Below are 18,994 nucleotides of genomic sequence, written 5' to 3'. Positions count from 1 at the left end.
TCGATATTCCTGATTTTCATACTCTTAAAGAATACTTCCCCCCTTCGCAATCAATTAAAACTTTTGATTTAAATTGACCCTATCAGACACGCTGCTGATAGTCGGCTTGGTTTTGCCCTCCACACCATTACTGGCTTTCATCGGCCTAGCCTTACTCACTACTACGGGTTCATCTGCCACCTCACACCGACGTTAAACCTTGGGTTTCCCCTTGAGTTTAGGCCACTTATTTACACTAAGTTTAGATGCCAGGCTTCCCCAGTTACTGTGCTGGCTCCCTGTTAACAATCCCACCCTCAAACACAGTATAGGTCTGACTGAGTATCGGGCTTTGCGCTATTTTGCACGCTTACCCACCTACACTGCCGAAACAGGTTCACTTGCGTTGTGTACTGTTAACTTCCTATCGCTTCCTTCAGACCCTGCCGTTGGCCAGCAACGCCCTTACGATTCGGATTATCTTCCCCTCAGTCGGGGTGATTCAGATTTCTTTCAACCTGACGGGTTTGCCAGCTTCGCTGGGCAAACAAAAAAGGCGTTAAATACAGCTGTATTTAACGCCTTTTTTCTCTGTATTTTTTAAGCCGGCTTTAACGTCGCCTTGCGCTCATTGTAAAATGCAATTAAATCATCTACGGTTGCTTGGCAATATTCGCGAATACCCGATACCACCATGTGTTTTTCACCAAAACCCACCTTTTCACCGTTTTCTAGTAAATTAAAGCGCAAGGTTATTTTGCCGCGTTTACCAGCGTATTCAAAGCTTGGCTCTGCAAACTCAAGGGTCGGTGATTTAATATCAATGTTATCAAGATTAATAATCATAGATTCATAAATAATCATAGGGCGAGCAGGGTTTATCATGACCTCTTGCTTGCCCATTAAAGGAATAATGACATGCGGGAACGCAGCACCTGAGAACTCAACATAATTTTTTATTAAACTGTTTGTCAGTGTTGGGCATTTACTGGTTTTACCGTCGCGCTTAACCTTTAAAATTACTTTTTCGCCATAGGTTATATCAAACTCATCTACCGGCTTTGCTGGAAAATTTAGCTTGGTGTTTTCATCAACCATACCAGCAAAGGTAAATTCCATTCGCTCACTAATGCCATAGCGGTCTAACACTAGAGAAAAAAGTAAATCTCCTGGTGCACAAAACTTTTTAGCGTCTTTATCATGAAGCGGGTTGTAGTCGTCGGCTACGCATTTAGCAAAGCGACAACCTTGCTCACGAGAAATTGAAACATAATCAGCATGCTGCTGATAATAAGGACTTAACATAGTGTGTTCACTGCTTAAACTGCTTATAACCTAGCTATACTAACAGAAAAAAGTTCCAGAGAGGTCGAATCTGTTTAACAAAACAAAAAAGCCGCTAAAATTAAGCGGCTTTTAAATCAGTGTACGCAGTTACGCACTTGGGTAATCGCGGTACGCGCGTTCTATTTTTTTAGCCTGCTTTTTAGAAATACCTAAATGCGCAAGCGCGACACGTAAACGTGCACGCGATAGGTCAGAACCTAAAATTTCCATTGCATCTAATACCGAAGTTGATGATGTTTTGCCGGTAATCGCCACAAATATAGGCTCTAAAAAGTCTTTAATTTTAAGCTCATGGAAAGTGGCTACTTCTTTAGCGATTGCAAAAATAGCAGGCTTTTCAAAGCTGCGTAAACCTTCTAGCTGCCATACAAAAAACTGCAGCGCTTGGCGAATAACATCGTCGTCGGCTTTACCGGCTGTTAATAGCGCTGGGTCGTAAGTCGGGATACCGCCTACAAAGTGCCCGGCTAAATCAACCATGTCAGAAAGCGTATTGATACGCGTTTTAGCTTCTGGTAATACTTTAGCAAGCATGTCGCCATTAAATTTCCAGTCAACAAAACGCTGCATTAGCTGGGCATCTGTTAAGTTTTCGCGGATCCACATACCGTTTAACCAGCTTAACTTGTCTACGTCGAATACTGGGCCACCAAGCGATACACGCTTCATGTCAAAATGTTCAATCATTTCATTAAGGGTGAACTTTTCACGCTCATCGGGCATTGACCAACCCATACGGCCTAAGTAGTTAAGTACCGCTTCTGGCAAGTAACCCATTTCTTTATAGTAATTAATAGAGGTTGGGTTTTTACGCTTAGATAGTTTTGATTTATCTGGATTACGCAGTAATGGTAAGTGACCGAGTACGGGTGCTTGCCAACCAAAATCTTCATAAAGTTTTAATAACTTAGGCGCTGAGTTAATCCACTCTTCACCACGGAAAATATGGCTAATTTGCATATGGTGATCATCCACCACGTTAGCTAAAAAGTACGTTGGAAAACCATCCGCTTTTAATAGCACTTGCATGTCTACGTTTTCCCACGGGATCTCAATTTCACCGCGTAGGTAGTCGTTAAACTTAAAGGTACCTTCGCTTGGGATTTTCATACGTATAACGTACGGCTTACCGGCAGCTAGGTTTGCTTTTATTTCGTCTTCTGTATGGTTTAAGCCACGGCCATCGTATTTAGGACGCAGGCCTTCGGCCATTTGCTGTTCACGCATTTTATCCAGCTCTTCGCTGGTTGCAAAACAGTAAAATGCTTTGCCGTTTTCAACTAACTGATGGGCGTATTTTTTATATAAATCACTGCGCTCAGATTGACGGTATGGGCCAAATTCACCACCGACATCAGGACCATGATCCCACTCAAGGCCTAACCAGCGTAAGCTATCCATAATGGCTTGTTCAGATTCAGGTGTGCTGCGAACTTGGTCAGTATCTTCAATACGAAGTACAAATTCACCGCCTTGCTGTTTAGCAAAACAGTAGTTAAATAAGGCAATGTAAGCGGTGCCAAGATGCGGGTCACCAGTGGGTGACGGAGCAACACGGGTACGAATTGTCATGGTAATGTCTCTTTTAATAAGTGAGATGGTATGAAATACCAGTAAATATTTTAAGCGGCTACTTTGTTTAAATAAGCAATAATATCATTTGATTCATAAAGCCATTGAACTTGGCCATCTTGCTCAATACGTAAACAAGGTACTTTAATTTTTCCGCCTTGCTCTAAAAGCTCTTGGCGGTATTGTTGATCATTTTTTGCATCACGCGTTTCAATTTTTAAGCCTTCACGCTTAATTTCACGGCGCACTTTTACGCAAAAAGGGCATGCTTTAAATTGATAGAGCTTAAATTGTGCGGTTTGCTGATCAAGCTTAGTTTGCGCTTGCGCAGCACGTTTTTTACTGCGTGGCGTAAAAATAAAATCAAAAAATAAGATGATACAACCTAAAACCCAGCGAACTATTTTCATCTTCAATACTCTTTACAACAAATTTCAAGGTAGGAGATTTTAACACAAAAAAATGAAACACTATAAGCGGATTATAGGCTGTAATTTATCACTAAAACATGACTTAGCTATAACAGTACCATATCATCTCTGTGTAACACTTCAGCACCGCTATCGTAATCAAGTAATTGGCTAATTTGATTAGAGTGCGCCCCTTTGATTTTATCAATTTCCAAATGACTAAAACGAGTTAACCCGCGTGCAATAATTTGCTCGTTTACATCAATTAAGTTAATTAAATCTCCACGTTCAAATTCACCAATTGCACGCGTAATGCCTTTAGCAAGTAAACTGGCGCCTTTCGATTGCAATGCATGCACCGCACCGGCATCAATTAAAATTTGACCGCTACTTTTAGGCCCTGCCAATAACCATTTTTTTCGGCCATCTTTAGGGGCGGTAAGTTTTAAAAAACGGGTACCTGGCAGTTGCTCGCTCATGCATTTTAAAATCACGTTTTCATCGGCGCCTTTGGCAATAATAACTTCAACTCCTGCTCTTCTGGCAATATCTGCTGCCTGTAGTTTGGTTGTCATACCCCCTGTACCTAAGTTTGTACCGCTGCCACCCGCAAGTTGTCGTAACTCATCATTAATATGAGCGACTTCGTCAATCAAGGTGGCGTTAATGTCAGTGCGCGGATCGCTGGTAAATAACCCTTGTTGGTCGGTCAGTAGCAGTAATTTGTCGGCATTGGCTAAAATAGCCACCAGCGCAGATAAGTTATCGTTGTCACCTACTTTTATTTCACTGGTAGCAACCGCGTCGTTTTCATTAATGATCGGCACAACATCATAATTTAATAAGGCATTGAGGGTATCGCGCGCATTTAAATAACGCTCTCTGTTCTCAACATCTGCGCGAGTTAATAACATTTGCCCCACGTTAACGCCATACAAAGCAAATAAAGTTTGCCAAATATGAATAAGCTGCCCCTGCCCAATAGCAGCCAACATTTGTTTATCTATTAATGTGCGCCCGCAGGGTTTTAATAATTGTTCGCGCCCAGCAGCAACCGCGCCACTAGAAACTAAAATAACCTGATGGCCTTGCTTTTTTAGCTCACAGCATTGGCGAACCAGTTCTACCATGAGTGCTTTGTCTAACTTATCGGTACCGCTAGTGAGTACGCTTGTACCTAGCTTTACCACTATTACCTGTTCCCTTTGCATGTTTTTTACTTTGCGCAATAAATGATGAATTTATTTATACCAGTTCGGTATTTTTGAACAAGTAAAAAATATTCAACCACACCGTCGCCGTGCTAGGATCGCATTATATTCAACCGTTTAAATGACGCCTTATGCCTGCCAGTTTATGTTTAATTATTGCCACCTTTTTGTGGGGTAGCTCCTTTATTGCACTTAAATACGCGATTGCGATTTATGATCCGGCCTTGGTGATATTTTTACGCATGCTGACTACTTTGCTGATTTCACTATCCTTGTGGCGTTTTGTTATTCGATTTAACTACTTAAAAGGCGATTGGAAATATTTAGTCGGTATGTCGCTGGCAGAGCCGTGCTTATATTTTTTATTTGAAGGCCACGCAATGGAGTACACCTCAGCCTCTCAGGCGGGGGTTATTGTGTCTTGTTTACCGATTATTGTGGCATTTTTGGCGTTTTTTATGCTCAAAGAGTACATCAGTAGAGCTATTATAGTTGGTTTTACATTGTGTATTGGCGGCAGTATTTTACTGACTCTACTTTCACCCAGTTCAGCGCAAGCACCTAACCCTTTATTGGGTAACTTTTTAGAACTAATGGCCATGGTATGCGCGGCGTTTTATACTGTGTGTATAAAACGTTTAGCTAACCGCTATTCCCCACTCACATTAATTGCTCTGCAAGGCGTGAGTGGTAGCTTGTTTTTTGCTCCGTTTTTATTATTTATTGACCTACCCAGCGAAAACCAACACGATTTGACTGCTCTATTGAGTATTTTATACCTCGGTTCCTGCGTTACGTTGGGCGGATACGGCATGTACAACTACGCAATTAGTAAAGTGTCGGTGTTAACCGCAGCGGCTTACTCTAATTTAATTCCAATTTTCACTTTAATTTTGTCAGCCATTATCCTTAACGAAGTACTGACACTTGGCCAGTGGGCAAGCATATTTGTGGTGTTTATAGGCGTAATGATAAGCCAACGCCATCAAGAACTAGTGGTCGATATTCCTAACTCAACTTCGGGCGAGGATATTTCCGCCGACACTAACCATCTTAAATCGGTACCCGAGGCCAGTGAATCAAAATGAGCACGTTAGCACACAGCGCTTAAATCTCATTTTATGTATTTTGTAAAAACGCTTTAATGCACTCTATTTCTGCCTGTTTGACCGCTTCGCCTATTTCTGGGCCTTTTTTGCCGCTTTTAAGCGCGTTTTGCACTATTTGTTTTTTATCCATTTGTTGAAGTTCGTTGTGAATTGCACGTAATTTAGCCCCTTGTGGATAGGGTTTATCAACAAAAGTTTCACCTCGCCCTTGTGCATCACATTGGCAGGCTTGGGTAAATGCTAAAAAGCGCTCAGAGTGCACCAAGCCATTTAACTGAGTGACAATTAATTTATGAATGGTTTGCGGCCTTAATTGTTCAAGCGTGTGGCAAAGGGTATGGTTATCACTGGTGAGCACGCCGATATCACGAAAGCGATTAGGTACTTTTAGTCGCTCACAAAAGGCCTCAACCACCGCAACCCCTTCGCGTTCATGGCCGCGTAAATTACCTTGTTTTTTATAGCTCAGCGCTTTACCAAAATCATGAGTTAAAGCAGCAAAACGCGTTTCTAAATTAAAGTTTAAATCGGCCGCTCGTCTAAGGACTAACATAGTATGGACAAAAACATCGCCCTCTGGGTGATGATTTACCGGCTGCGGAGTGTTTTTCATTTGTTCGATTTCAGGAAAAATACCTAAGCCATCTAATGCTTGAAAATAAAGCTCTGGATGTTTTTCACCAAGCGCTTTTTCTGTTTCAAGCCATACTCGCTCTGGCACTAAATGTTCCAGCTCGCCTTTATTTTTAAGCTCATGCATTAATGCAGTAGTACTTGGATGAATAGACCATTCACTACCATAACGGGCTAAAAAACGGGCAATACGTAATACCCGCACAGGGTCTTCTACAAATGCATGGGTGGTGTGGCGCAGTATTTTATTTTTTAAATCAGCTTGACCATTAAAAGGGTCAATAATAGTGCCGTTTTCGTCTAGTGCCATAGAGTTAATGGTTAAATCTCGGCGTGCTAAATCTTCTTCAAGGGTTACGTTTGGGCTGGCATCCACCACAAAGCCGGTATAACCTTTACCACTTTTACGCTCAGTGCGCCCGAGTGCATATTCTTCTTTAGTGTTTGGGTGTAAGTAAACCGGAAAATCACTGCCAATGGGTAAAAAACCGAGCGCTTCCATAACCTCTGGTGTTTCACCAATCACAACGTAATCGTTATCTTTTGATTGTATGTTTAGCAGTTTATCTCGTACTGCTCCGCCAACGAGGTAAACTTGTTTTAAGCTTTGTTGCACTTTATTTCCAACCACTACTTTTAAGCCTTTCTTTGATGTTAATCATACCTAATCGCAATTTAAAAATCAGTGTTGTTTGCCAAGCTTTAGTAAGCTCATTACAATAGTGCATTATTTTTTAATACCTCAACTCATCTTAACTAATGAAAAAACACTCAGCAAAAAAAGAACTTAGGTTATTGCCCATCCTTTTGGTGGTTATTATTATGTGTGTTGCAGGGCATTTTTTGCTGCAAGCTAATTTTCAAGACAGCCATTTGGTTGAGTATTTGTTAGCCGCTATTCCATTTGCCATGTTTGGCTTAGTAATAGTAGCCTTTAAAATGGCCGCTAAAAGTGAACAACAAGAAAGTGATGAGTAAATAAGTTACTGATAGGTTTTTTCTGCCTTTGTGACTTTGTATAAGTAGCGTCTTGATTCTGCACGTGAGTGCTTAGTGGTGAGAATGTTATAAAACTGGCTTGAAGTAAGCTGATTTATTTGTGAAAACGCCACACTTCTATTTTTATTAAAGATGCGCAATACATTACCCGCCCCACCGTTATAAGACGAGATCATGGCATAATGCTTACTTTTATCGGTATTAATTTTATGTAAGTAGTTATTTTTTAAAATACTTAAATAGGCACTGCCAATATCAATATTATGTTTTGGATTAAATAATACCGCTTGGGTTGGCTGCCCGGGTACTTTTTTTATTTTTTGATACACATCCCGCCCTGCGGTGGCTGGGATCACTTGCATTAATCCATACGCATTGGATGAACTCACCGCGTGCGGGTTAAAACTACTTTCGGTTTCAATAATGGCATAAATAAGTGCTGCCGATATTTGATATTTTTTTGCAGCTGCTAGCACATAATCACTGTATTTTTGTTTTCTTAAATGGGCATTCTGCTCGACTAAATCAAAACTGACCGACGAAATAACATGCCCATGCTGACGCCTTTTTTGTAAGCTATTATTCACTAAATAACGCGCAAATCGATTAGCACGCCATGTATATTTTATGGGTAACTTATCTTGGTCGAGTACTTGTTGGTATAAAAACGGCTCACCTTCTAAAATGGGCGCTTCACTGGTAAAAATATCGGTTTTATCGGGGTCGCTAGAGGTCAGTAAGGTCATAACAATGGCTTGCTGTAACAAACTTGCCGTGTTTTTTAGTGCGATGGTTTCTACTTTTACTGTGCCTTGCTCAAAATCAATAATGGCACGAGCCTGATAATCATTACTGTATTTAACGTATTTTTTAGCACTAGGTTGCTGCGTGTTTTGTTTTCCCCACTTGCGCCCAACAACGCTCTCTAATGCGGCTAAAAGCTGTTTTACGCTACCAACTTGTGCCTTAATAGAACGGTGTGTTTTTTGTGCTTGCTTGTGAATTGCAACCACGTCAGTAGGGTCGTTTTTTACTTGCTTTACCAGCTTATTTAAATCAACAACGGGCGGTAAACCCGACAGTGATTTACAGCCACTTAAGCCTACTAGCAAAAGTATAAACACATACTTTTTCACACAACATCCTAATAAACTTAATAAATCCTCATTTATTATAATACATGATAACCAAACCAGTCAGGTTTAATTGGTTGTGCTTGACCACTTGGGGTGAGTTTAATAGTAAGCTGGCTATCGAGTAAATCTATTGCAAAGCAATCATCGACATCATGTAAATCATCTTTATGCAGATGGCTAAGCCCAGCGAGTAAATCATTTTTAGCGCGCTGTTTTGCTTGCTCACTACTGCTGGCAACATATAAAGCAAAGTCGTGTTGCTCTGCCATTGAGTCGCTTCTGTAAGCACCTAAGTTAACAAAATAAAGCTGCTTATTTTGCTCTACATAACCATCAACCACCTCAACTTGATAACCATCAATGTGATTAACCGCCATGTAGCTATCCATGTGTACACTGTTTTTATCACCCACCCATTGGCTTTTAAGCTTGCTGTAGGTTTGCTCAATGTTTTGGCCCACTACAAAACGTATGTCGTGCATTTCTATGTGGCAGCCCTGTATGCGTCCACCTAAATACACCATAAATAACTGCATGCTCACTTCCTTTTTAAAATTACATTAAGCTCTCTACATCAATTTCATGCTTTTTAATCAGCTTATAAAAATCAGAACGATTACGTTTGGCAAGCTTGGCACCTTCGGCCACATTGCCGCCTGCCATTTTCAGGGTGTTAATGACGTAATCTCGCTCAAACTCTTTTTTAGCGTCGTTAAGCGAAAGTGGCTCAACGTTATTTTCATTGCTATTTAACGCACTAAGCACTAAATGCTCAGATATAACCTCACTGGGTGTTAGCGCAACCACCTGCTCCACCACATTTTGTAATTGACGTATATTACCCGGCCAATCATACCTTACTAGGGCATGCATGGCATCGTTTGCGAAGCGTTTTTCTTTTTGCTCCATACGCTTGGCGATGTTGGCACTAAAAAAGTTGGCTAATAAACTAATATCTTCACGGCGCTCACGCAGCGGGGGCAACTTTAGGTTTACTACATTTAAACGATAATATAAATCTTCTCTAAATTGTTGATTATTAATCGCTTCAGGTAAGTTTTTATGGGTTGCCGAAACAATCCGTACATTAATGGGAATTTCTTGCTCAAAGCCTACCGGGCGAATGGTTTTTTCTTGTAGCACCCGTAATAACTTAACCTGAAGATTAAGGGGCATATCGCCAATTTCATCTAAAAATAAAGTGCCCCCTTGCGCTTGCTGAAACAAGCCTTGATGATCTTTTACAGCCCCAGTAAACGCGCCTTTTTTGTGACCAAATAGCTCCGACTCTAATAGCTCACCTGGCACGGCTCCACAGTTTATTGCCACAAATGGGCCGTCACTGACATGGCTATGCTGATGAATCGCCTGCGCAAGTAGCTCTTTACCGGTACCGCTGGCACCAGAAATAAGCACGTTAACTTGGGTAGGTCCCAATAACTTAACTTGCTCCAGCAAATGCAGCATAGCGCCGCTGCGTGTTACAATATTACTTTGCGGGGTGACTTCATCATTATTAACCCCATGTATTTCTATAGCCTTGGCTAAGCTATCAAACAACTCGTCTTTATCAACTGGCTTAGTAATAAAGGCAAAAATGCCTTGTTTGGTGGCCTCTACCGCATCAGGGATAGAGCCATGGGCTGTCATCATAATGACTGGCAGCGCGGGGTAACGGCTTTGCAGCTGCCGATGCAGTGCCATACCATCCATCTCATCCATTCTTAAGTCGGTGATCACCGCATCAAACACGTGGTTTTTAAGCAGTTGTAATGCGTTCATGCCACTCTCACAGGTTGTTACTTCATACCCTTTTGATTGAATGCGGATCGCCAGTAACTGCAGTAAACTGGCATCATCATCAACCAGTAAAACTTTAGCGCTTGAGGGTAATGTGACTGACATAGTTACTGCTCCTTGGTTTCTTCACGTAATAAAAGTTGCTGTTCGATTGCGGCTAATGACGATAAGGTTTTTTGCATTTTGGCATTCAATGCTTGCTGTTGCTTTTTTTCATTTATTTGCATTAATATTTGCTGTTTTTGCAACCATAAATAGTGTTTTATATCATCTGGCCAGTAGTGCGCCTGATCCAACTTAAGTAATTTACTCATTACAGTATTAGGGTCGCTACTAAGGTTTAAACACGCTGTCTTAAAAAATGCTTTGAGTGCTTGCTCCCCTAAATAGATTTCATTACTCGGCGCTAACTTAAAACCACCGCATTGATGCACATGCCAAGCAATAACTCGTGCTGCAGGCGGATATATAGGCTCTGCTTTTGGCCGAGGTTTTGGATTTGGCTGATTGTTTTTATTATCGGGCTGAGGTTTTAAAATTAACTCAGGTTCCGCCGGTGCGTGCGTTACTTCACACCCAGATAAAAATACAAGACTGCTGGTTAGCCATACAATAGCCATTAAACGCGCAGACATATTATTTTACTCCTTTATTTTTATAGGGAATAACCATGTTAAATTGACAGCCTTGCGGCTCATTTTGCTCAATACTGAGTTGCCCATGTAACTGCTCAACCGTCTCTTTTACTATAGTAAGGCCTAAACCACTGCCTTGTAGACTAATCTCTTTGCTATGTTTACCTTGATAAAAAGCCCCAAAAACATGTTCTTTTTCATGCTCTTTAATACCACACCCTTCATCCGATACCTGCATTTTCAAGCGGTTGTTTTCTAAACTCAAGCAAATAGTAACCGCTTGGTTTGACTCTGAAAACTTCAAACCGTTAGAGATTAACTGAATTAGAATCATTTCAATTAACTCCTGTGGTAAATATAGAGGTGAGTTGGGTAAATTATTATGCCAAATAAGCGATTGCGCTCGTGCATTTAAACGGTGCTCAAAGTGGTTATTTACTTTTGTTATTAGTTGCTTAAATTCCACTTCACTGACATTGTCTTTACTGGTGCGAATAGCGTTATAGTTTAATAAACTGTCTATCATAGTTCGCAGCCGCACCATCGATTGACTGATCAGGCTAAGTACCGCTTTTTGTTCGCTGTTTATTGGCCCAACAATTTCATCGGCTAATAATTCAGTGCCCTCAACCATAGAAGCCAATGGGGTTTTTAATTCGTGAGTAACATGGCGTAAAAATGTATCTTTTTGTTGTTCCAGCATATATAACTGCGCTTGTACCCATTGTAATTTATTACCTAACTCAATCAGCTCCGCAGAGCCTTGAACCGATATTTTTTGCTGCCAATCTCCTTGGCCTAATTTATCAATCACTGAGGTTAAGCTTTTTAAGCGCCCGCTTATGCGCCACAAAAACCCGCCACCAACAAATAACGTTAAAGGCGTTAGCGCAATCAACCAGTTTATAAAAGAGGCTTGAATATTGGTTAGTTTGATTTGATTTTCAGTAATTTTGGCTTCATTTTCCTCACGTAGCCACTGCGTTAGTTCAGCGAGTATCTCACTGATTGGCACAAATAATTCAGCCTGCTGACGCGCTTGAACCACCAGTTTTGTATGCGCCGTTTGCAAAGTATTGGTTAGCCGCTGCCACTGTTTAATATTTGTTTGACTATTAGATAGCTGCTTAAGCTCATTGATGTTTTGCAATGATGATTGCCATTTATCAACTATTAGCTTATCGAGCGAGTCGCTCTTTAACACCCAGTTTTGTCTTGTTGCTCGCTCTAAACTATTGAGCTCTTGTTTAAGCGTATTAAATGATTTGGTTACTTGGTAGTTATTACTAACAATTTGCTGAGTGAGCGCTAATTGCTTATTTAATACATTTAAAAACACAATAACCACTACGGATAAAGGCAACAGTGACAACAGCATACTCATCACAAATTGGCCAATCAAATTAGGGCGCCAATTTACTAATCCTTTATATTTTTCAGCCATCACCTTGGGCATAAAAAAGGCCTTTGTTATTTTTGAACGCCCATTATTAAGTGCTTAACTTATACACTTGCTGAACCGGCCACTTATTATCTGAATTTAGGCCTCTTAAGTTTAGATTCAACTTTAGTTTTGTATCATTACCGCTACCGATTGAAAATACGCCTTGAGACGCCAACCATGAAAATACTGCTTTTTCTTATTGCTGCTTTATTATTTATAAGCCAAAACGCATTTGCACTTGATGTAAAACTTCGCTTTGCGCATTTAGACACAAACAATGACGGGTATTTAACCGACAGTGAGCTTAGCAATCAACCTCAGCTTTTAAACTCATTTTCAAAATGGGATAAAAATCAAGATAACAAAATTTCTTTGACCGAATTTAAGAATTACCTAACCAATAACCGATATTGAGCACTTATATGAAACCTCTTCGTTATAGTATTTTATTAACGCTTACTGTTTTTAGTGGTATGAGCTTTGCGACACACAACTACATTGCTGCAAAATTTGAAAAGCTTGACCATAATAAAGATGGCTTTTTAACGCGCTCGGAAGCTGCCAGCGATCCGGCTTTATGGTCACGCTTTAGCAGTTATGACAGTGATAAAGATGCGCAACTATCATTAAGTGAATATAGTTTATACGCCAGTAAATAAATGGCTAAAAAATAAATTCATAAAATCCTATTTTGCTTGTTACTTCGCACTTTTTTGCTTCGAACAAAAACGAGCGTATATACCCTAATTATAGTTGATTAGTCGCTTGCTATTGGTATTCTAAATTTGAGTTTGCTACTGTGTTAGAACAAATAATAACAACATGCCCCTTATGCAACTGAAAAAACTAATTAAACCGATATTACTAGCCAGCCTTTACGTCGTCTCTAGTGTGGCAATAGCGCAAACTAAAGTGATTTATAATGCCAACGGCTATACCCCTTTATACAAAGGAAAAATGCGTCATGGCGAAGTAAACACCTTTACCACTTTGGTCATAAAAGATGGCAAAGTTATAAAAACAGGTGACGATAGCTTAAAAAATAGTTTCCCGGGTGCAACCCTCATTGACGCGCATGGTAAAACCTTATTACCGGGACTCATTGATGCGCACGGACATGTGATTGGCTTAGGTGACACCTTGTCGCAGCTTGATGTGCGTGGTGCTAAATCAGTGGACGAAATTACCAATAAATTAAAAACCTATGCCGAAAATAAACAAGGTTGGATTATTGGTCGCGGCTGGAATCAAGAGCTGTGGTCAGATACCCGTTTTCCAACTGCGGCTGATTTAGATAAAGTAATTAAGGATCGCCCCGTTATTTTGTCTCGGGTAGATAGTCACGCTATTTGGGTTAACTCAAAAGCACTTGAACTTGCCAACATTAACGCTGAAACGTTAGCCCCAGACGGTGGGGAAATTATAAAAGATGAGTTTGGCAAACCCACTGGTATTTTTATTGATAAAGCCGAAGCTTTAATTACCCAGCATATGCCTGCTCCTAGTGAAGAGTCTGTTAGTAATGCATTAGATGCCGCGGGGAGCCATTTATTAAGCCTAGGTATTACATCAACCCATGATGCTGGCATTGATAAAACCACGTGGCAGGTTTATAAACAACGCGCAGAGTTAGGTACATTACCGCTGAGGCTGGTTGCGATGTTAAGTGCAGCAAGCCCCGACTTCGAGGTCATGCTTAAAGCGGGACGTTATCAAGATGCACACGATTTTTTATCTATTCGTAGTGTAAAAATATCGGCAGATGGCGCATTAGGTTCTCGCGGTGCCGCGCTGATTGAAGAATACGCCGACAGAGCCAATCACTTTGGTCTCATGCTTGAAAATCAAGAAAAAATAGAGCAATTATTCACTCTTAGTTTTAAAAACGGATTTAGCGTTAATACGCATGCCATTGGTGATAGAGCCAATAAGATTGTCCTAGATGCTTATCAAAATGTATTTAAACAAACCGGAGGCATGTTACTACGTAACCGCATTGAACATGCGCAAATAGTCACCCCCGAAGACATCCCTCGCTTTAAAACCTTGAAAATAATTCCATCCATGCAACCGGTGCACGCCACATCAGATATGCATATGGCAGAGCAGCGCTTAACCAACAAACAACTACAGGGCGCCTACGCTTGGCAAACATTTTTAGATCAAGGGTCCACTATCGCAGCGGGTTCTGATTACCCCGTAGAACTGGCAAACCCGTTTGACGGCTTATATTCTGCCATAACGCGCATGGATCACAATCAACTGCCTGAAAACGGCTGGCGTGCCAGTGAAGTATTAAGTAGGGAGGACGCATTACGTGCGTTTACACTCGGCGGCGCTTATGCTGCGCACCAAGAGTTTAAACTAGGTAGCTTAGAGCAAGGTAAATGGGCTGATTTTATACTGGTTGATCAGGATTACTTTAAAGTGCCCATCGAGCGACTTTACAAAACTCAGGTATTGCAAACGTGGATAGCGGGTAAACTACGTTACCAAAAAAACCCGGCAAACGCTGAGTAACAAAAAAAGGGTTAACTTAATTAATTACGTTAACCCTTTTTTGTATCCGCTTTAGACTGACGATTAAGCCTAATAATGTGGTAAATATTTACTACCGCTAATAAACCATTGGTAAAAGCCACCGGCACTGAACCTATTGCGGCACCATAAATAGTAAACGCAATACACCCAAATAAATTAAACCAACGCAGCTTAGTTACATCTGTCATAGTCAGTGATATGACCAATAAAATAGATGCTAAATAACCTAAATATTCCCAACTCAATTGTTCTCTCCTAGGCTTTAGGTTAGCATTACACTTTAAAGTTTAGTACATTTACACCGATCACAGCTAAAATAAAAAAGCTAACTTGCCAATAAAACCCTAAAATGTGCAGGTTTTTACCTACAATTTTTAAATCATTACACGGTAGAATGAGGGTCATGGCACAGCATTAAATATGTTAATAATGTGAGCAAGTTAGCATAAATTCTTAATCTTAATGCTATCGTCATTAAGGTGTAATAAATAGGACAATTGTCCGAAGAGCATAATTGATGTTTCAATACCATTTTTCCAGTTATCTTGTTGAACAGCTGCTGACTTTTGCCGGCAGTAGTTATCAGCAACCAAAAAAAGAAATTTTAATACAGCAAGACCAGCCGTTAACGAAGTTGGTATTGGTACGCAGTGGTACTGTCTCGTTTAGTTACGATGTAGGTAATGGACGTCGCCTGTTGCTTGGTCAGCTCGACTGTAACAATACTTTAATTGGGGAAATTGAAGCGTTAAATAATAACCCCTGTATTTACACAGTCACCTGCTTTAGCGATGTAACCTACAACCTTATTGAACTAAAACATTGGCGTACATTATTACTCGATAAACCTGAATTGAGCTTATACACAGCGCAAACTATTGCGGCTAAATTCCAAGAAAATCAAAAAATAAATTTAGATAAGCTACTACTGCCACTGAGTTATAACATTGCTAAAGACTGTTTATTACGCGCAAATAATAACAACCCAACATTGTTGCGTGCCTACCCAACAGTAAATGCTGAAGCCGAGCGCTTTGCAACCACTGAGCGTGCTTATCGACGAGTAGTGAGTGAACTGGTAGAGAAAAACTTAGTGCAAAGAAGCACGCAGGGACTGCAAGCTGTCGATATTTCAAAGTTAAGTGAATACGTTGATAGCTTTGCACAACTTTAAAGACAATAAAAAAGGCCTTAACGGCCTTTTTTTATTGTCTTCTTTATTTTTCAAGCAAAATATCGTGAATTTTAGCTAAGTCAGATTTACCTGCAATAATTTCATCGGGTGTTAAACCTGACAACTCATGCGGGAACACTAACCACTCTTCAGACTCATGAATATAGTAATCTGGCACTATGTCTACTTTTGAATTTTTTGGCTTGTAATATGGGCAGGCAATACGAATATCATTGGGTAAGTTTAAACGCATTAATTCCGCTAGCTTTTCTTTTAGAGCAAAAATGCTGCGACCTGAGTCGAAAACATCATCAACAATCAACAATGAATCACCCGCATTGGCATTTTCAACAATGTAATGCAATCCATGTACTTTAATTTCTTTTGATTGCTTACCAATTCCATAGTAAGACGACGTACGTACCGCAATATGATCGGTTTCTATGCCTTTGTAATCATAATATTCTTGAACTGCAATCCCAATTGGAGCACCACCGCGCCATATACCAATAATAAAATCTGGACGAAAGCCATCTTTATACACTTGTGCCGCTACGCGGAATGAGTCTTCAAGTAATTGTTGAGCCGTGATATAGCACTTATCTGACATAATTAAGATCCCAGTGGTATGTATAATATTTAGGTAGAGTTTAATGTAAACAGATACCCAAATACGTAATGGCGGAAGATATTACCGTAAATTAAACAAAATTGCTTGTATGATGGATAAAAAAAATAGGCACCAAAGCACCTATTTTTTAACTCATCCCTAATCAGGGTATGTTACGCCTTTTCAAGCAAGGTACGCGCTACGGTACGCATCCCTTGTGTAGTTGCACCTGAAGCCCATTGACTGGTACCACCGCCCATATTAAATGCAGCTGCTAAATCAATATGTACCCACCCTTTACCATCGTTTGGCACAAAGCGAGACAAGAAACCCGCGGCGTTAGATGCACCACCAAAACCACCGCCTTTTTGCGCACGGCTATTTGCAGTATCAGCATACGGTGACGGGCAACTTTGTTGATGCCATTTTTCAAGTGGTAATGGCCAAGCGGCTTCCATTTCTTGTGCCGCAAAATCTTCCACTTCACGCACTAACTCTTTATCAAGGGCAAACAATGCGTTGTATTCTTGACCGACTGCAACAAGCGCAGCGCCCGTTAATGTTGCCGCATCAATAATAAGTGGAGCACCTGTTTCGCCTGCCGCCATTAAACCATCCGCTAATACTAAACGTCCTTCTGCGTCGGTGTTTACAATTTCAACGCTAGTGCCATTTTTGTAAGTCAAAATGTCACCGAGTTTGTATGCATTACCAGAAATTAAATTCTCAGCACAACATAAAAACAACTTAATGCGTTTTTTTACGCCACGGTTAATTGCCAACGCTAAACCTGCGGTTACGGTTGCAGCGCCGCCCATATCGCACTTCATGCCCAACATGCCTTCACTTGACTTAATTGAGTAGCCACCTGAATCAAAGGTAATACCTTTACCAACAAGTGCAGCGCTTATCGGTGCGTTATCATCGCCCGTCGGGTTGTAATCAAGTTCAAGTAATACCGGCGGGCGTTCACTGCCACGCCCTACAGCATGAATACCAATCCATTGCTGTTCGAGTAATGCATCGCCTTTGATAATTTGATAACTAACATGCTCTGGTGCCAATGATTGAATAAATTCAGCCGCTTTTTCAGCAAGGCTCTCTGGGTATATGTCATCGGCGGTGCCGTTAATCATTTCACGTGCCCACGTGGCTGATGCTTTTAAATCGGCAAGTTCTTTTAAATCCGATTGTGCATTATCAACAAACTCAACGCCATGCAATACTTTTGGTGATACGAAGCCTTGGTAAAATGCCCATTGACTCTCTGTACACCAAACATCGCCTTCAAGCACAACACGTTTAATGCCTTGGCTTGCAATAGTGCGACCCGCTTTTTGCACATTTTTTAATGTTTCTTGCTCAGATAAATGAATCGTTGCGCCGTGTTCGTTAAAAGATAATGACGCACTTTCACCCCAATGTCCTGGTGCCGACTGCTCGCTTAATTGAACAACAAATTTTTCACTCATGTTAGAATATCCTTGCACTTAAATGTGTAACTGAGTCTACTATAGAGCGCTTAAGTTCCCAACTGCTTGAGGTGAATAACATCAAACAGCCTCCATTTTACTTAAGGAAGCAATAAATGAAGTACACCCCACCATTACAATCTGCCACTTTATTAAAACGTTACAAACGCTTTTTAGCTGATTTAGAGCTCAGTGATGGCGCTGTTTTCACTTCCCACTGTGCTAATACCGGTAAAATGACGGGCTGCGCCGATCCTGGATTTAATGCATTTTACTCCACCAGCAATAACACTAAGCGAAAGTACCCGCAGTCATTAGAGCTGACGCAAAATAATTTATCGCAGCTTATTTGCGTCAATACGACCATTGCCAATAAAGTAGTCGAAGAAGCGATTAATAATGGGGTTATTAATGAACTGACAGGTTATCAACAATTACAAAGTGAAGTTAAATATGGCCTTGAAAACAGCCGTATCGACTTTTTACTTACCAGCGACAATAAAGCAAATTGCTATGTCGAAGTTAAATCTGTCACGCTTTTAAGCCAAGAGTCTCCACAAGGTGGCCAAGGCTACTTTCCTGATGCACAAACAATTCGTGGGCAAAAACATATTCGTGAATTAATCGACATGGTAAGACAAGGGCATCGTGCGGTATTACTATTTGCGGTGCTACATCAAGGGATCACACAAGTAAGTGCGGCGGCGCATATTGACTCAACCTATGCACAATTACTCACTGAAGCTATTGAGCAAGGCGTAGAAGTATTAGCTTATAAAGCGCATATTTCTGCCAGTGAAGTTACTCTCATTGAAAAAGTGGCATTTATTGAATAAATAGCACGTATTAAAATACTGATGTTGTACCACACTTAAAAAATACTTAACCAAAAGTAATAAGTAAGTTGTTTTTATTATTTTTG

Annotated in this window: 20 protein-coding genes; 7 read left to right on the top strand and 13 right to left on the bottom strand. The window is 40.6% G+C overall.

The features are described from left to right. Positions 1 to 579 precede the first annotated feature (579 nt). From AC6H44_RS02790 to proB, 4 genes are all read right to left on the bottom strand, one after another. Entirely contained in the window at positions 580 to 1,284 is a 705-nt protein-coding gene (locus AC6H44_RS02790; RefSeq protein WP_500737378.1) for a DUF3581 domain-containing protein, read from the bottom strand. Between the two features lie 129 nt (positions 1,285 to 1,413). Then, on the bottom strand, positions 1,414 to 2,898 hold the full coding sequence (gene gltX, locus AC6H44_RS02785) for a glutamate--tRNA ligase (protein ID WP_500737377.1): 1,485 nt from the start codon (positions 2,896 to 2,898) through the stop codon (positions 1,414 to 1,416). Positions 2,899 to 2,948: 50 nt separating this feature from the next. Further along, complete coding sequence (locus AC6H44_RS02780; RefSeq protein ID WP_500737376.1) at positions 2,949 to 3,308, bottom strand: glutaredoxin family protein; 360 nt, start codon at positions 3,306 to 3,308, stop codon at positions 2,949 to 2,951. Between the two features lie 107 nt (positions 3,309 to 3,415). Further along, positions 3,416 to 4,519, bottom strand: coding sequence for a glutamate 5-kinase (gene proB / locus AC6H44_RS02775; RefSeq protein WP_500737375.1), 1,104 nt, complete (start codon positions 4,517 to 4,519; stop codon positions 3,416 to 3,418). Positions 4,520 to 4,650: 131 nt separating this feature from the next. Between proB and AC6H44_RS02770 the strand changes: the two genes are divergently transcribed. Then, positions 4,651 to 5,607 carry a DMT family transporter gene (locus AC6H44_RS02770; RefSeq protein WP_500737374.1) on the top strand — a complete coding sequence of 319 codons (957 nt, stop codon included), beginning with the start codon at positions 4,651 to 4,653 and terminating at the stop codon, positions 5,605 to 5,607. A gap of 31 nt (positions 5,608 to 5,638) precedes the next feature. Here the strand turns inward: AC6H44_RS02770 and AC6H44_RS02765 are convergent, their stop codons facing one another. Beyond that, complete coding sequence (locus tag AC6H44_RS02765) at positions 5,639 to 6,877, bottom strand: multifunctional CCA addition/repair protein (protein ID WP_500738362.1); 1,239 nt, start codon at positions 6,875 to 6,877, stop codon at positions 5,639 to 5,641. A gap of 143 nt (positions 6,878 to 7,020) precedes the next feature. On the opposite strand from AC6H44_RS02765, the gene AC6H44_RS02760 reads away from it, so the two are divergent. Then, the gene (locus AC6H44_RS02760; protein WP_058155178.1) at positions 7,021 to 7,239 is read left to right on the top strand and encodes a hypothetical protein; all 219 of its coding nucleotides are present in this window, start codon (positions 7,021 to 7,023) and stop codon (positions 7,237 to 7,239) included. A 5-nt stretch (positions 7,240 to 7,244) separates the two neighbouring features. Here the strand turns inward: AC6H44_RS02760 and AC6H44_RS02755 are convergent, their stop codons facing one another. The 5 genes from AC6H44_RS02755 to AC6H44_RS02735 are packed head-to-tail and all read right to left on the bottom strand — an operon-like array spanning position 7,245 to position 12,287. Then, positions 7,245 to 8,396, bottom strand: a complete 1,152-nt coding sequence (locus tag AC6H44_RS02755; RefSeq protein ID WP_500737372.1) for a murein transglycosylase domain-containing protein — start codon at positions 8,394 to 8,396, stop codon at positions 7,245 to 7,247. A 35-nt stretch (positions 8,397 to 8,431) separates the two neighbouring features. Beyond that, on the bottom strand, positions 8,432 to 8,932 hold the full coding sequence (locus AC6H44_RS02750; protein ID WP_500737371.1) for a DUF1543 domain-containing protein: 501 nt from the start codon (positions 8,930 to 8,932) through the stop codon (positions 8,432 to 8,434). Positions 8,933 to 8,951: 19 nt separating this feature from the next. Continuing rightward, positions 8,952 to 10,301 carry a sigma 54-interacting transcriptional regulator gene (locus AC6H44_RS02745; protein WP_500737370.1) on the bottom strand — a complete coding sequence of 450 codons (1,350 nt, stop codon included), beginning with the start codon at positions 10,299 to 10,301 and terminating at the stop codon, positions 8,952 to 8,954. Between the two features lie 2 nt (positions 10,302 to 10,303). Next, on the bottom strand, positions 10,304 to 10,831 hold the full coding sequence (locus tag AC6H44_RS02740; protein ID WP_500737368.1) for a hypothetical protein: 528 nt from the start codon (positions 10,829 to 10,831) through the stop codon (positions 10,304 to 10,306). A gap of 1 nt (position 10,832) precedes the next feature. Continuing rightward, positions 10,833 to 12,287, bottom strand: coding sequence for a HAMP domain-containing sensor histidine kinase (locus tag AC6H44_RS02735; protein WP_500737366.1), 1,455 nt, complete (start codon positions 12,285 to 12,287; stop codon positions 10,833 to 10,835). Between the two features lie 165 nt (positions 12,288 to 12,452). On the opposite strand from AC6H44_RS02735, the gene AC6H44_RS02730 reads away from it, so the two are divergent. The 3 genes from AC6H44_RS02730 (at position 12,453) to AC6H44_RS02720 (ending at position 14,795) form a co-directional block, all read left to right on the top strand. After that, positions 12,453 to 12,689: an EF-hand domain-containing protein gene (locus AC6H44_RS02730; RefSeq protein WP_500737364.1), complete on the top strand. Its 237-nt coding sequence runs from the start codon at positions 12,453 to 12,455 to the stop codon at positions 12,687 to 12,689. A gap of 8 nt (positions 12,690 to 12,697) precedes the next feature. Then, positions 12,698 to 12,934 carry an EF-hand domain-containing protein gene (locus AC6H44_RS02725; RefSeq protein ID WP_500737362.1) on the top strand — a complete coding sequence of 79 codons (237 nt, stop codon included), beginning with the start codon at positions 12,698 to 12,700 and terminating at the stop codon, positions 12,932 to 12,934. Between the two features lie 172 nt (positions 12,935 to 13,106). After that, positions 13,107 to 14,795: an amidohydrolase gene (locus AC6H44_RS02720; protein WP_500737361.1), complete on the top strand. Its 1,689-nt coding sequence runs from the start codon at positions 13,107 to 13,109 to the stop codon at positions 14,793 to 14,795. Between the two features lie 29 nt (positions 14,796 to 14,824). Here AC6H44_RS02720 and AC6H44_RS02715 read toward each other — a convergent pair whose 3' ends face one another. Beyond that, positions 14,825 to 15,061: a uroporphyrinogen decarboxylase gene (locus AC6H44_RS02715; protein WP_500737359.1), complete on the bottom strand. Its 237-nt coding sequence runs from the start codon at positions 15,059 to 15,061 to the stop codon at positions 14,825 to 14,827. Positions 15,062 to 15,333: 272 nt separating this feature from the next. Between AC6H44_RS02715 and AC6H44_RS02710 the strand changes: the two genes are divergently transcribed. Beyond that, the gene (locus AC6H44_RS02710; protein WP_500737357.1) at positions 15,334 to 15,990 is read left to right on the top strand and encodes a Crp/Fnr family transcriptional regulator; all 657 of its coding nucleotides are present in this window, start codon (positions 15,334 to 15,336) and stop codon (positions 15,988 to 15,990) included. A gap of 43 nt (positions 15,991 to 16,033) precedes the next feature. Here AC6H44_RS02710 and AC6H44_RS02705 read toward each other — a convergent pair whose 3' ends face one another. Next, the gene (locus AC6H44_RS02705) at positions 16,034 to 16,600 is read right to left on the bottom strand and encodes a phosphoribosyltransferase (protein ID WP_500737355.1); all 567 of its coding nucleotides are present in this window, start codon (positions 16,598 to 16,600) and stop codon (positions 16,034 to 16,036) included. Between the two features lie 173 nt (positions 16,601 to 16,773). Next, positions 16,774 to 18,072, bottom strand: coding sequence for an aminopeptidase PepB (gene pepB / locus AC6H44_RS02700; protein ID WP_500737354.1), 1,299 nt, complete (start codon positions 18,070 to 18,072; stop codon positions 16,774 to 16,776). Between the two features lie 116 nt (positions 18,073 to 18,188). Between pepB and sfsA the strand changes: the two genes are divergently transcribed. Beyond that, positions 18,189 to 18,908: a DNA/RNA nuclease SfsA gene (gene sfsA, locus AC6H44_RS02695; protein ID WP_500737353.1), complete on the top strand. Its 720-nt coding sequence runs from the start codon at positions 18,189 to 18,191 to the stop codon at positions 18,906 to 18,908. The last annotated feature ends 86 nt before the right edge of the window (positions 18,909 to 18,994 follow it).

Source organism: Pseudoalteromonas sp. TAP-3C, from assembly GCF_059888565.1.
Note: the sequence above shows the minus strand (reverse complement) of the source record. Positions and strands in the feature narration are given on the sequence as shown.